Annotated in this window: 13 protein-coding genes; 12 read left to right on the top strand and 1 reads right to left on the bottom strand. The window is 65.0% G+C overall.

Annotation, left to right across the window (positions count from 1 at the left end):
* Position 1 precedes the first annotated feature (1 nt).
* Genes P9250_RS01275 through P9250_RS01285 form a run of 3 tightly spaced genes read left to right on the top strand, consistent with a single transcriptional unit; the run spans position 2 to position 4,300 of the window.
* Positions 2 to 1,366: an MmgE/PrpD family protein gene (locus tag P9250_RS01275; protein WP_310390759.1), complete on the top strand. Its 1,365-nt coding sequence runs from the start codon at positions 2 to 4 to the stop codon at positions 1,364 to 1,366.
* A gap of 31 nt (positions 1,367 to 1,397) precedes the next feature.
* The gene (locus tag P9250_RS01280) at positions 1,398 to 3,044 is read left to right on the top strand and encodes an NAD(P)/FAD-dependent oxidoreductase (protein WP_310390760.1); all 1,647 of its coding nucleotides are present in this window, start codon (positions 1,398 to 1,400) and stop codon (positions 3,042 to 3,044) included.
* A 53-nt stretch (positions 3,045 to 3,097) separates the two neighbouring features.
* Positions 3,098 to 4,300, top strand: a complete 1,203-nt coding sequence (locus tag P9250_RS01285; protein WP_250528568.1) for an FAD-binding oxidoreductase — start codon at positions 3,098 to 3,100, stop codon at positions 4,298 to 4,300.
* Positions 4,301 to 4,330: 30 nt separating this feature from the next.
* Here P9250_RS01285 and P9250_RS01290 read toward each other — a convergent pair whose 3' ends face one another.
* Positions 4,331 to 5,347, bottom strand: a complete 1,017-nt coding sequence (locus P9250_RS01290; RefSeq protein ID WP_244831425.1) for a GlxA family transcriptional regulator — start codon at positions 5,345 to 5,347, stop codon at positions 4,331 to 4,333.
* A gap of 139 nt (positions 5,348 to 5,486) precedes the next feature.
* Between P9250_RS01290 and P9250_RS01295 the strand changes: the two genes are divergently transcribed.
* The 9 genes from P9250_RS01295 to P9250_RS01335 all read left to right on the top strand — a co-directional run bounded on the left by P9250_RS01295 (position 5,487) and on the right by P9250_RS01335 (position 13,735).
* On the top strand, positions 5,487 to 6,488 hold the full coding sequence (locus P9250_RS01295) for a LysR family transcriptional regulator (RefSeq protein ID WP_250469923.1): 1,002 nt from the start codon (positions 5,487 to 5,489) through the stop codon (positions 6,486 to 6,488).
* A gap of 134 nt (positions 6,489 to 6,622) precedes the next feature.
* Positions 6,623 to 7,633: an ABC transporter substrate-binding protein gene (locus P9250_RS01300; RefSeq protein WP_310390761.1), complete on the top strand. Its 1,011-nt coding sequence runs from the start codon at positions 6,623 to 6,625 to the stop codon at positions 7,631 to 7,633.
* 9 nt (positions 7,634 to 7,642) lie between these two features.
* A complete protein-coding gene (locus tag P9250_RS01305; protein ID WP_244831428.1) occupies positions 7,643 to 8,416 on the top strand; it encodes an ABC transporter permease in 774 nt (257 codons plus the stop codon).
* Complete coding sequence (locus tag P9250_RS01310) at positions 8,404 to 9,189, top strand: ABC transporter ATP-binding protein (RefSeq protein ID WP_310390762.1); 786 nt, start codon at positions 8,404 to 8,406, stop codon at positions 9,187 to 9,189. Before P9250_RS01305 ends, P9250_RS01310 begins: the two co-directional genes overlap by 13 nt.
* Positions 9,190 to 9,302: 113 nt before the next feature.
* Complete coding sequence (locus tag P9250_RS01315; RefSeq protein ID WP_250495307.1) at positions 9,303 to 10,490, top strand: FAD-binding oxidoreductase; 1,188 nt, start codon at positions 9,303 to 9,305, stop codon at positions 10,488 to 10,490.
* Complete coding sequence (locus tag P9250_RS01320; RefSeq protein ID WP_310390763.1) at positions 10,471 to 11,079, top strand: HutD family protein; 609 nt, start codon at positions 10,471 to 10,473, stop codon at positions 11,077 to 11,079. The genes P9250_RS01315 and P9250_RS01320 overlap by 20 nt, the downstream gene beginning before the upstream one ends.
* A 46-nt stretch (positions 11,080 to 11,125) precedes the next feature.
* The gene (locus tag P9250_RS01325; protein ID WP_310390764.1) at positions 11,126 to 11,875 is read left to right on the top strand and encodes an electron transfer flavoprotein subunit beta/FixA family protein; all 750 of its coding nucleotides are present in this window, start codon (positions 11,126 to 11,128) and stop codon (positions 11,873 to 11,875) included.
* Positions 11,875 to 12,816 (top strand): FAD-binding protein, encoded by a 942-nt coding sequence (locus P9250_RS01330; RefSeq protein ID WP_310390765.1) that lies wholly within the window; start codon positions 11,875 to 11,877, stop codon positions 12,814 to 12,816. The genes P9250_RS01325 and P9250_RS01330 overlap by 1 nt, the downstream gene beginning before the upstream one ends.
* A gap of 169 nt (positions 12,817 to 12,985) precedes the next feature.
* Positions 12,986 to 13,735, top strand: a complete 750-nt coding sequence (locus tag P9250_RS01335; protein WP_309965011.1) for an IclR family transcriptional regulator — start codon at positions 12,986 to 12,988, stop codon at positions 13,733 to 13,735.
* Positions 13,736 to 13,738: the final 3 nt, after the last annotated feature.

The following is a 13,738-nucleotide window of genomic DNA, read 5'->3' on the forward strand; positions in this document are numbered from 1 at the left end:
CATGCAAACGGCACCGACGCTTCATCACGACGCCAGCCGCTTCACGCACACGCTTGGCTTCGACATGCTTCCCGCTACCGTCGTGCGCGACGCACAGCGCCGCATTCTGGACCTGCTCGGCGTCGCGGCGGCGGGCACGTCCACACGGCTTTCGACAATCGCGCGCGAGCATGCGCTCGATTGCTTCGCGGCCGGACGCACCCCCGCGCGCATGCTATTCGACGGGCGCATCGTCAGTGCTCCGGGCGCGGCGTTCGCGGGCGCAACGACCATCGACAGTCTCGACGGCCATGACGGCCACGCGCTCACCAAGGGCCACGCGGGCGTCACCGTCTTGCCGGCCCTGCTCGCCATGACTGAGCGCGTGCCCGGCATGAGCGGACGCGAGTTCATCGTGCAGACGGTGCTCGGTTATGAAATAGGCACGCGTGCCGGTATCGCGCTGCATGCGACGAGCCGCGAATATCACACCTCGGGCGCGTGGAATGCGTTGGCGGCCGCCGCTATCGCGAGCCGCGCGCTCGGCTTCGACATACCGGCGACGCGCCACGCGCTCGGCATCGCCGAATATCACGGGCCGCGTTCGGACATGATGCGCTGCATCGATCATCCGACCATGCTGAAGGACGGCTCGGGTTGGGGCGCGCTGGCGGGCATCAGCGCCGCCCTGCTCGCCTCGCGCGGCTACACCGGCGCGCCCGCGACCACCGTCGAACGCGATGCACCCGCCTGCTGGTCCGACCTCGGCGATCGCTGGCTGATCCTCGAACAGTATGTGAAGCCGTATCCAGTGTGCCGCTGGGCGCATCCGGCAATCGCCGCCGCGCTTGCAGTGCGCGCGCTCGATGGTTTCGATGCGGCCAACATCGAGCGCGTGGAGATCGAAACCTTCCACGAGGCGACGCGTCTCTGGTCCGCGCTGCCACGCACCACCGAGGAAGCGCAGTATGGCGTGCTGTTTCCCGTCGCGGCGGCGCTGACGCATGGCCGTGTCGATGCCGGCACCATCGGCGATTCGGGCCTTGCCGATCCCGCCGCGTGCGCGTTGCTGCCGCGCCTCGTCGCAAAGGAGCACGCCGCGTTCAGCGCCGCGTTTCCCGCCGAGCGCTGGGCGCGCGTGACGGTCGAACTGCGCGATGGCCGCCGCCTCGATTCCGGTCCGATGCAGGCAAGCGGCGACCTCGCGCGCCCGATGACACCCGACGCCGAGCGCGACAAATTTCGTGAACTCTGCGGCGCGCGCTTCGGCGCACGGTTCGCGCGCGAACTCGAAGACGCGGTGGACGCGCTCGCCGAACCGCACGCCCGCGCCGGGCGCCTGTGCGAACTCGTGCTGGGCACGCCGCCCAGTGCGTCGCAAACATGAACACTCCGATCAGCCAACGAAACAACGAGCCATGCCAGTAAATCCCGACGCATTCTCAACGCCGTTCCACGATCCCGCGTCCGTGGCGGGCAAGACGCCGCCCATCGGCGAATCGACCGATCTGCTGATCGTCGGAGCGGGGCCGGCCGGCATCGCGGCGGCACTCGAAGCGGCCGGTCGCGGTATGCGCGTCACGCTCGTCGACGAAAACCCCGTGCCGCTCGAAACCATGGGCGAAGACGTGCCGCTGCACTTCGGCAGCCGCATGGGCGCGGAGGCAGGCAACGCCAACGCGATGCTCGAAGCCATGCTCGACGCCCGTCCCGAACTGGGCGACGCGCTCGAAGCGGGTATCGACGTGAAGCTGGGCACGGCAGTGTGGGGACTCTTCCCGCACGGGCCGGCGAACGCTTGGATCGGCACGCACGTGGCCGGTCTCGCGGACGCCGAACATACCTGGCTGCTGCAATTCAGTCAGGTGATCGTTGCGTCGGGGCGGCGCGACATGGGACTCGCCTTCGACGGCTGGCAACGCCCGGGCGTGATGGGTGCAAGCGCCGCGTGGCGGCTCGCGGTTCTCTACGGCGCGCTCGACGCGCGGCGCGCGGTGCTCGTCGGCAGCGACACGGATGCGCTGAACGTCGCGCTCGAACTCGTCTCGCGCGGCGTGCAGATCGTCGCGGTGATCGAACAGGCTGGCGAAATCGTCGGCGATGCGGCGCTCGCGGCGCAACTCGAAGCGAGCGGCGCGCACATTCTCACGCGTCATGTCGTGCGCCATGCACATGGCGATGCTTATGGCGTGACTTCCGTCGACGCAGCCACGCCCGACACGACCGCCCTGACGACATTCGATTGCGATACCGTGCTGCTCGGCATCGCCGCGTTGCCTGCAATCGAGCTGCTCGAAGCGGCAGGCTGCGCGACTGCGTTCGATGCCGCGCGCGGCGGTCATATCGCCCGTGTCGATGCGATGCAGCGCACCTCGTTGCCGTTCGCCTACGCGGCAGGCGACTGCGCGGGCGTCTGGCCGGCGAAGAGCCGCGACGAAACGATCGCGCGTGAAGAAGGCCGCCTTGCGGCGCGCGCGGCTTTATCGTCGTTGGACGAAAGCGCTTCTCTCGCCGACGCGCCGCCCGCGCGCCAACCCGATGCGCCCGCGCAAGACATCGCGCTATCGCGTGTCGAATGGGTGCGGGCAAGCGTCATCGGCGCGGCGGGCGAGCCGTTCGTCTGCCAGTGCGAGGAAGTGACGGCGCGCGAAATCCTCGATGTGCGGCCGCCGCGCTACCTCGGCTGGCAGCCCGCCGACGCGCTTCACGACACACGCGGCGTCGCGGGTCTCGCGCAAAGCGGGCCGCCCAGTCCCGACGCGGTGAAGCGTCTCACGCGCGCATGCATGGGCCCGTGCCAGGGCCGCCGATGCCGCGAGCAAGTCGCCGCGCTGCTCGCGATAGGCTCCGGCTGCGCGCTGCCGCGGATTCCGCTCGCCACATTCCGCGCGCCCGTCCGGCCGCTCGCGCTGCGGCAGCTAGCCGAGGTGGCCGAAGCGCAGGAGACCGGCGCGCATTGGGACAGCTGGTTCGGCATGGCGTCGCAATGGGTGCCGTTTTGGCGTGTCGATCCGCTGTATCGCGCGGGCACACGCCGTCAGGGCGAACCGGTGGCGAGCGAATGAACGAAGCATCGACCGGCCGTCGCACTCGAATCGAATCTTCCGGACAGACAAGCATGAAAGCAGACACGCAACAGGACAGCGGCACGCCGAAGGGCGCTTCGGTGGTTATCGTCGGCGGCGGCGTAACGGGTTTGTCGGCGGGATGGTGGCTCGCGCGCGAGGGTGTCGACGTGCTGGTGCTCGAAGCGGGAATGATCGGCTGGGGCGCGTCGGGCCGAAACGGCGGCGGTTGCTCGCATCATCACAGCCCGCTCTTTCTCGAAGAACAGCGTCTCTGGCCGATGATGGACGACCTGCTCGGCTATCCGACCGAGTTCCGCGCCGAGCGTCTGCGCATTGCGCTCGATGAACAGCAGTTCGTGTTGTACCGGCGCGCGCTCGAAAACGGCGAACACCACGGCCTGCGCTCGGACGTGCTCGATGCGAAACAGGTGCGCGAACTGGTGCCGCTCGCCGGCGACAACGTCCATGCCGGCTACTTCTATCACTTCGGCGGACATGCGAATCCGCATCGCACGTTGCAGGCTTATGCGTGGGCGCTGGAGGATCACGGCGGGCGCATTCTCCAGCACACGCCGGTGACAGGATTCGTCCGGCAAGGCGGACGCGTGAGCGCGGTGAGAACGGCTCACGGCGAGATTGCCTGCGATCATCTCGTGATCGCGGCCGGGCCGCATACCGGCGTGCTCGCGGCGCAACTCGATATCGATGTGCCGCTCGCCGCCGCACGCGCCGAGATGATCGTCACCGAGCCGTTGCCGCCAATGGCCATCGGCGGCGTGGACGGCAATGGCCTCTATGGACGGCAGACGCTGCGCGGCAATCTCGCTTACGGCGGCGGTCCGCACGAATGGATCGGCCTCGACGATGTGCCGAAGGTGCGGCCGCAATCGACTCCGCTTCAGTGCAGTATCGCGGCGCGCCTGGCTGCGTTGCTGCCCAAGGCGGCGCACGCGAAAGTCATCCGCAGTTGGGCGGGATATATCGAGAACACGCCGGATGGACGGCCCGTGATCGATCGTCCGGATGAACGAGGCAATGTGACGGTCGCGACGCTATCGAGCGTCGGCTTCGGCCTTTCGCCCGCAAGCGGTCACGCCATCCGCGACCTCGTGATGGACGGGCGCTGCGGTTTTGCGGATTTGTCGTCGCTGAGATTGGCGCGCTTCGCTCATCTCGAACCGGACTGGCGCGAGCTTCAGGGCTGGCTGCCGTTGCCGCTGCGCGCATCGGCGCCGGTGCTGGAAGCGGCCTGAGCGCATTGCGTCGCCCTTACGCCCGCCTGCTCACGACTGCGTCTGTGCCGCTCTCAACTCCGTCGGACTGATGCCGTAGGCGCGCCGGACCCAGCGCGCCAGATGCGAAGGCGACGCGAATCCCGTCGCCACCGCGACATCCGCGACCGGCACGCTCGAATACGTGAGCATTTCGTGCGCGCGCTCCAGCCGCAACTGCACGTAGTAGCGTGCGGGCGTCGCGTTCAGATGCCGCAGGAACAGGCGTTCCATCTGCCGCGACGTCATGCCGATAGCCGAGCCGATATCGTTGATCTGCAACGGCGTCTCGACATGCGCGCGCATCATCTCGATCGCCCGGCGGATGCCGCGCGGCAGACTCGCGTGATTCTGGTCGCGCCAGCCGCGCTGGCTGTCGGCGGTGTCGCGCATGCGCTCGTGATGGAACTGGTTCGCCACGCGCACCGCGAGATCGCTGCCGTGCTGCATCTTGATGAGATGCAGCATCAGGTCCATCGAAGCAATGCCGCCCGAGCACGTCATGCGGTCACGATCGATTTCATACAGCTTGCTGCTGCACAGCAGGTCGGGAAAAGCCTCCGTGAAAGCCGGCAGATTTTCCCAGTGGATGGTGCACTGATAGCCATCGAGCAGGCCTGCCAGCGCGAGCAGATAAGTGCCCGTGGAAAGCGATCCGATGACCGCACCGGTGCGCGCCGCGCGTCGCAACGCGGCGACGAAGGCCGGTTCGAGCGCGGGCGCGAGCCGCAGGCCGCCGCAGACGAACACATAGTCCGCGCCGGCCAGCACGTCGTCGAACTTGCGCGCGGCAAGCGCGATGCCGTTCGATGCAGGCGCCGGCTCGCCGTCGAGGCTGGCGAGCGTCCACGCATACAATGTTTCGCCAGCGAGGCGGTTGGCCGAGCGCAACGGCTCGATGGCGGACGAGAGGCTCATCATGGACAAGCCATCGGCCAGCAAGAACACGAACTGGCGAGGCACGGCGGCGGACGAAGAAGCGGATTTGAGCAACGCGCGATTCGCAATGGACGATTCGAACCTCCGCATTCGCGAAGGCGGCTTGGGGCCAGCATGTGAGCGCTATTATGGTCGCTAAAACAAGCGTATGGCCAGAAGCGCCGCAACGGTATGGGATCTGAGCGGCGACACGCGCTGCATCTGCGGCGGAATCGGCCGAGGAGAAAGCATGCGAAATTCGTTCGTCGGGGTCGATCTGCGCGCGTTGCAGGCGTTCGTCGCGGTCTGCGAAACCCGCTCCATGACGGAAGCGGCGCGCGTACTCGGCGTCACGCAAAGCGCCGTGAGCCAACTCATCGCGGCGCTCGAGCGCGAACAAGGCGTGGCGCTCTTCGATCGCGAGTTCCGTCCGGTGCGGCCCAACGCGGCGGGCCGCATTCTCTTCGATCGCGCGGGCGCGCTGCTCGAACACGCGCAGGCGGTCTCGCACGACGTGCGTACGGCGACGAGCGAAGGCGTGCCGAGTCTGCGCATTGGTTGCGTGGATTCCTTCGCCGGAAGCGTCGGGCCGCATCTCGTGCAACGTCTTTCCGGGCGCATGAAAACCTTGTCGATGTGGTCCGGCCTCACGCCGACCCTCAGCGAACAGCTTACCAATCGCGAGCTCGATCTCGCCATTTGCACGGAAGCCACGCTCGATCCACGACGCGTCGAACTAAGGCCGCTTTTCTCCGAGACTTTCATTGCGGTGGCGCCGAGGCGCTTCAGCGGCAAGCGCGCGCCCGAGTCCTTTCATGAGGTGCTGCGCGAGTTGCCGCTCTTGCGTTATACGGGCCGCTCGCTCATCGGGCAGCAAGTGGAGCGGCTCATCAGGCACATGAATTTCAATGCCCCGAACCGCTATGAATTCGACGATACCGACCCGCTTCTGAGTCTGGTCGGCTCGGGATTCGGCTGCGCCATCACGTCGCCGCTGTGTCTCTGGCAATCACGCGCGCATCTGGCGGATATCGCGGTCGTGCCGCTGGCCACGACGCGCATCGGGCATCGTCATTTCTACATTCTCACGCGTCAGGCCGAATGGTCGTCGATGGCAGAGGCCGTCGCGCGCGAGTCGGTGGCCGTGACGCGCGACGTAATTGCACCCGGCTTGCTTGCGGCTTTGCCCGGCGCGCCGCCCCATCTTTTCGATGCCTACACCGCCGCGTTCGCCGCGCAAAGCGCCGCGTGAAATTAGCGGAACTGCTTCAAAACATAAGAGTTTCTGATTCGGCCGCGCGGCTTAATGGCAGGGATGCGTTCGCCTCTACCATCCGTAGCTGACAGCGGATACACGCAGTTCAACCTAAGAGACAGGGCAGGACGATGACCACAAACCGCCGTAGTTTTCTGAAGCAGGCTTCACTCGTCGGCGTAGCCGCGGCCACCTCGGGCCTTGCGTCATTCGCGCGCGCCGCGACCGTCGTCAACTACGGCGGCTCGGCATGGCTCGGGCACTACGCGGCCTATGTCGCGATGAAGACGGACATCTTCACGAAGCTCGGCATCGACTGCCGCTGGCAATCGTTCTCCACTTCGTCGGCGCGCATGGGCGCGGTGATGGCGGGGAACATCGACATTGCGGGGACCGGCGTCGTCTCGGCGCTCGCGCTGATGGCAAGCGGCGCGAAGCAGTTTCAGCTCATCTCGACGCCGAACAACTTCGGCAAATCGGAAGGCCTTCTCGTGCGCGGCAATGTGAAGTCGCTCGCCGATCTCAAGGGCAAGAAGATCGGCGTCACGTATGCGTCGAGCTCGCATGTCCTGCTGCTCGACGTGCTGCGCCAGGCGAACATGGACCCGGCGAAGGACGTGAGCATCATCAACTTGCCGGCGACGGAACTGCTGGCGGCGTATCGCGGTAATCAGATCGATGCCGCCGCCGCATGGACACCGACGTTCGACCGCATCAAGGCGCTGCCCGATACCAAACTGCTGCTCGACGATTCCTCGTTCTCGCTCTACAAGCAATATCAGTTGACGCCCGGCCCGGACGTGCTGCTGGTGCGTACCGCATTCGCCAGCGCCCATCCTGATGTGCCGAAAGCCTTTCTGCAAGGTGTCGCGCAAGCCAACGACATGATGACGCACGAGCCGGAGAAGGTCGCGCCCATTCTGATGACGCTCACGAATCTCACGCAGGACGAGCAGATGGCCGTGCTCAAGCAGACGCAGTGGTATTCCCACGCGCAGCAAAAGACGCTTTTCGTCGGCAGCGGCGGAAAGCCGGGACCGTTCGTCGACGGCGTACAAAAGCTGAGCGACATGCTCGTCGATCTCAAGCAGATCGACCAGTCGCCGAAAGTGGCGGACTGGATCAACGCGTCGTATCTCTGAGCGCGCAGCATGGCATCCGACAACAAATGGACGAAGCGCGGCGGGCTTTTCGTCGTCAGCGCCTGCTCGCTGATCGGCTTTCTGCTGCTCTGGGAACTCGTGTGCCGCGCGGGTTTGGTCGATGCGGTGTTTCTGCCCGCGCCGTCGCAAGTGCTGAGCCGCGGCATCCGCATGTGGAATCAGCATACGTTGCTCGATAACGTGCTGGCCTCCATACGCCGGGTCATGGTGGGCTTTCTCGCCGCGGCGGTCGTGTCGATACCGCTCGGCATTGCGCTCGGCACCTCGCGCGTGGCGCGCGCCGTGTTCGACCCGCTACTGTCCTTCCTGCGCCCGCTGCCGTCGATGAGTTGGATACCGCTGTCGCTGCTGTGGTTCGGCATCACCGAGACGCAGAAGTACAGCATCGTCTTCATGGGATCGTTCGCGCCTGCCCTTCTCTATGTGATCGACGCCACGCGCAACATCGACCCGATCTTCGTGCGCGCGGCGCGCAATCTCGGCGCGAACCGCTGGCAGGTCATGCGCGAAGTCATCCTGCCGGGCTGCATGCCGCAGATCCTGTCGGGCATGAAAGTGATTCTCGGCCTCTCGTGGACCTGCGTGATTTCCGCCGAACTCGTCGCCGCGCAGCAAGGGCTCGGCTTCATGATCATGAACGGCCGCGAATTCTTCCAGACCGATACGGTCGTGCTCGGCATGGTGCTCATCAGCATCACGGTGCTCATCACGGATGGCTTGTTCAGGCTCATCGAACGCGGAGTGCTCGCATGGCAACGATAGATGCCCCCATGATTCGCCTCGAAGGCGTGGCGAAGTCCTTCGGCGCGTTGCAAGTGCTCAAGGAAGTCGATCTCGATGTCGCGAAGGGCGAGTTTCTCGTGCTGCTTGGCGCGTCGGGTTGCGGCAAATCGACGATGCTCAACATGATCTCCGGCTTCGAGCCGCCGACGCAGGGCCGCGTGCTCGTCAATGGCCGCGAAGTGAAGGATGTCGAGCCGGCGTGCGGCATGGTCTTTCAGCAATACGCGCTGTTTCCGTGGAAAACGGTCAGCGAGAACGTCGCGTTCGGGTTGAAGATGCGCGGTGTCGGCCGGGCTGAAAGGCGTGATGCCGCGCGTCGCTATATCGAAGCCGTGGGGCTGAAAGGCTTCGAGGACAGCTATCCCGGCGCGCTTTCGGGCGGCATGAAACAGCGCGTGTCGATTGCGCGCGTACTCGCCAACGACCCGGACGTGATGCTGCTCGACGAACCCTTCGCCGCGCTCGACGCCATGACGCGGCAAGTGCTGCAGGAACAGCTTCTGTCGATCTACGAGAAGAGCGGCAAGACGATCGTCTTCATCACGCATTCGATCGACGAAGCGCTGCTGCTCTCCACGCGCATGGTCGTGATGGGCGCGAAACCGGGGCGCATCGTGCAGGACATCCGCAACGACCTGCCCTTGCCGCGTACCGCCGAAGTGCAGCTATCGCCTGCGTATCTGGAGATGAAGAAGTCGATCTGGGAAACGGTGCAGGCCGAAGTCATGCGAGGCCTGGAAGGCGCTGGCTGACGTTCGAACGCGCCGGTACTGCTGCTATCCATCGCTTTTGCTTATGAAGCGCTCGCGATGGCGGCAACCCGGCACACTGCAAACATCATCCGCATGAGAAAGGAAGCGCGACAGTGAATACGTACGATGTAGTGGTGATCGGCGCGGGCGTGATCGGCAGTTCCGTTGCGTTTCATCTGCAAAAGCTTGGCGCCAAAAGCGTGCTCGTGCTCGATCGCGCGACCATCGGCGCGGGCACGACGTCGCAATCGTCGGGCATCTTGCGCACGCATTATTCGGTCAAGGAAAACGTCGAACTCGCGCGCAAGTCCTGGGCCGTGTTCAACGATTTCGCGGGCTACGTCGGCGACGATGAAGCCTCGTGCGGACTCGTGAAGTGCGGCTACATGATCGTCGCGGCCGATGGCGACAAGGTCGAACCGCTGCGCGCATCGCTCGAACAGCAGAAGCAGCAAGGCATTCCGCTCGAATTGCTCGATGCTCGCCAGGCTCACGAGCTCATGCCCATCGCGCAGTTCGACGACGCCGCGTTGATCGGCTATGAACCCGAGGCGGGCTTCGCGGATGCGTATCTCACGGCGACCAGTTTCGCTCGCGCGGCGCGGCGCGGCGGCGTGACGATCCGCGAGAACGTCACCGTGAACCGCTTGCTGATCGAGCACGGCAAGGTGAGCGGCGTTTCGACGAGCATCGGAGATTTTTCAGCGGCAATGGTCGTGAGCACGCAGAACATCTGGACCCCGGAACTCGCCGGATGGACCGGCCGCACACTGCCCGTCTCGCCGGAGCGTCATGCGGTGCTTGCGCTCGAATGCGAGGGCGCGGCCTACACCTACACCATGCCGGTGTTCAAGGATCTGGCCTCGCCCGGCATGCTCTATTACCGCTGCTATGGCGGCAATCAGATGCTCGTCAGCGAAGGCACCGCCGGAGAAAAACTCGCCACGGCCGATACCGAACAGGGCGACATCTCGATGGACTATGTCGTCGAGGTCGGCGCGCAGGTCGCCGAACGGTTTCCCGCATACGAAGCTGCGGGCATTGCGTCGTCGTGGACGGGCGTGTACGACGTCACGCCCGACTGGAATCCGGTGCTCGGCGCGCTGCCCGGCATCGAAGGGCTCGTCGTCGGCTACGGCTTTTCGGGGCACGGCTTCAAGCTCTCGCCAACGGTCGGCAAGGTGCTTGCGCAAGCCGCACTCGGCCTGCAAACCGATGTCTCGCTCGCGCCTTACTCGATCGAACGCTTCGAGACCGGCGCGCTGCTCACTGGAAAGTACGGTGTCGGCGCCGTCTCCTGAAGCGCGCGCGCCCGAGGGCGTCGCCATTGCACCGCTCGCGTCTTTTGCGCCGCAGGCATGGCGCAACGGCGGCGGCACCACGCGCGCGCTCGCGGAAGATGCGGAGGGCGGCTGGCGCATCAGCCTGGCCGACGTGGAACGCGACGGTCCGTATTCGCGCTTTCCCGGCATGACGCGGCAATCGCTCGTCATGACCGGTGCGGGCGTCACGCTGCAAGACGACGCCGTGCAATGTCACTTGCGGCGCGGTATCGCCATGGAATACGACGGCGGCGTTGCGTGGCAAGCCACGTTGCACGACGGCCCTGTTGTCGCGCTCAATGTCATGGCGTTGCGCGGGCGCTATCGAGCACGCATCGAGCCATTGCGCGACGCCGCGTTCGTGCCCCTCGAATGTGTCGCGCTCGTGCTGACGATGAATGGCCGCTGCCTCGTCCACGCTGCCGACAGCGACGACGAGATCATGCTGGCGAAAGGTCACGTGTTGACGCGCATGCCGGGCGCGCCTGCGCTTCATCTCGCGCCTCGGTCGTCGGGAAGCGATGCATCGATTGCGCTCGTCCTCGTCGAGCCCGACAGTCGGCGCTGATCCGCGCGGCTCTTTTCGAATCATTCAAGCAAGGAGATATGCACCCATGAAAATTCTGGTGCCAGTCAAGCGCGTGGTCGACTACAACGTGAAGGTCCGGGTGAAGTCGGACAACACGGGTGTCGATATCGCCAACGTGAAGATGTCCATGAACCCGTTCGACGAGATCGCCGTGGAAGAGGCGGTGCGTTTGAAGGAAGCGGGCGTGGCAACCGAAGTGATCGCCGTGTCGTGCGGCGTCACGCAATGCCAGGAAACGCTGCGCACGGCGCTTGCAATCGGCGCGGATCGCGCCATTCTCGTCGAGTCCGTCGATGAGTTGCAGCCGCTTGCCGTCGCCAAACTGCTCAAGGCGTTGGTCGATCAAGAAAAGCCCGAACTCGTCATCCTCGGCAAACAAGCAATCGACGACGACTCGAATCAGACCGGACAGATGCTCGCCGCGCTGGCAGGCTTGCCGCAAGCGACGTTTGCATCGAAGGTCGTCGTGGCCGACGGCAAAGCCACCGTGTCGCGCGAAGTCGACGGCGGCGCGGAAACGCTGTCGCTGAAGCTGCCCGCTGTCATCACCACCGACCTGCGCCTGAACGAGCCGCGTTATGTGACGCTGCCCAACATCATGAAGGCAAAGAAGAAGCCGCTGACGGTCGTGAAGCCGGCCGACCTCGGCGTGGATGTCGCGCCGCGACTGAAGACGCTGAAGGTCGTCGAGCCGCCCAGGCGTTCGGCGGGTGTGGTGGTGCCCGATGTCAAGACGCTGGTCGGGAAGTTGCAGAACGAAGCGAAGGTGATCTGATGACGATTCTGGTAATTGCGGAACACGACAACGCGTCCATCAAGGCCGCGACGTTGAACACGGTAGCGGCGGCATCGAAAATCGGCGGCGCTATTCATGTGCTGGTCGCCGGTGCGAACGCGCAGGGCGTGGCCAATACGGCAGCGAAGATCGCGGGCGTATCTAAAGTGCTGCTTGCGGATGCGCCTCAACTCGCCGAAGGTCTGGCCGAGAATGTCGAGGGCACGGTGCTGAATATCGCGAAGGACTATTCGCACATCCTCGCGCCCGCGACGGCCTATGGCAAGAACATCGCCCCGCGTATCGCAGCGCATCTTGACGTCGCGCAGATCAGCGACATTACCGCCGTCGACAGCGCCGATACCTTCGAGCGTCCAATCTACGCGGGCAACGCTATCGCGACGGTGCAATCGAGCGATCCGATCAAGGTCATCACGGTCCGTGCAACGGGCTTCGATCCGGTGGCGGCGGAAGGCGGCAGTGCATCGATCGAGAAGATCGAAGCGGCAGCCGACGCTGGCATCTCGTCATTCGTCAGCCGCGAAGTGACGAAGCTGGATCGGCCGGAACTGACTTCGGCTTCGATCATCGTTTCGGGTGGACGTGGTCTCGGCAGCGGCGAGAACTACACGAAGGTGCTCGAACCGTTGGCCGACAAGCTTGGCGCCGCAATGGGCGCATCGCGCGCGGCGGTCGATGCCGGCTACGTGCCGAACGACTATCAAGTGGGGCAGACGGGCAAGATCGTCGCGCCGCAGTTGTACGTGGCCGTTGGTATTTCGGGTGCCATTCAGCATCTGGCCGGGATGAAGGACAGTAAGGTCATCGTCGCCATCAACAAAGATCCGGAAGCGCCTATTTTCAGCGTCGCGGATTACGGCGTCGTCGGCGACCTGTTTTCGCTCGTGCCGGAACTGACTGAAACGATCGACATGCGCTGACCCAGGAGGCGTATCGGGCAAACCTTGCCGCGCCTCGCGTGCATGACCCCCTCACGTTCGGCTAAAAACCTCACCTTCATTCCCAATCGCTGGGAATCCCTTTTTTGTCCGCCGGGAGCGATGTGGCATTCTGCGCTCATCGACATCGCCTTTCCGGCTGGACATCACAGTGAAACGGGAATCTAACGTCACCGGCGCCGAGCGCTTGCTGCTCGTGCTGACCGCGCTCGCTAGCCACGGCAAGGCCATGTCCGCGAAGGACATACTCGCCGCCACCGGTCTCGCGCAGAGCACGCTTTATCGGCAAGTGGCGTTGCTCAAACGCTGGGGCTTCGTCGCCGAGGACGCCGGTTTTTACGCGCCCGGCCCGATCAGTCTTCAACTCGCGCTCGGCTTCGACGTCAATTCGCTGCTGGTCGAAGCGAGCCGCGAAGGCATGCTGAAGCTCGCGAACGCCACGCAGGAAAGCGTCGGCCTGATCGTCGCCGTGAACGATCAGGTGATCTGCCTCGAAATGATCGAGAGCACGCAGTCGTTGCGCTGCTCTTTTGAAAAGGGACGCTCGGTGCCGTTGCGCTCGGGCGCATCCGCCAAGTCGCTGCTCGCCTTCATGGCCGACAAACTGCGCGCCGAGACGCTGGAACGTCTGTTCGCCAACGACGATGCCACCCGCGCCGCGCTCGAAACCGAACTGGAGCGCATTCGCTCGCGCGGCTTCGCGGTGAGCGAAAGCGAAGTCGATCCCGGCGTATGGGGCGTAAGCGCGCCCGTGTTCCGGCGCGCGTCGCGCAGCGCGGGCGCGAGCGCATCGATCACGCTGATGGCGCCCTCCTCGCGCGCGGCAGGCCGGGAGCAGCAACTCGCGGACTGGACCGTGCGCGCCGCCAATGCCATATCCGCGCGGCTGCAGGCCGCCTGAACC

Origin of the sequence: Caballeronia sp. LP006 (assembly GCF_031450995.1) — a bacterium.
Lineage (GTDB): Bacteria > Pseudomonadota > Gammaproteobacteria > Burkholderiales > Burkholderiaceae > Caballeronia.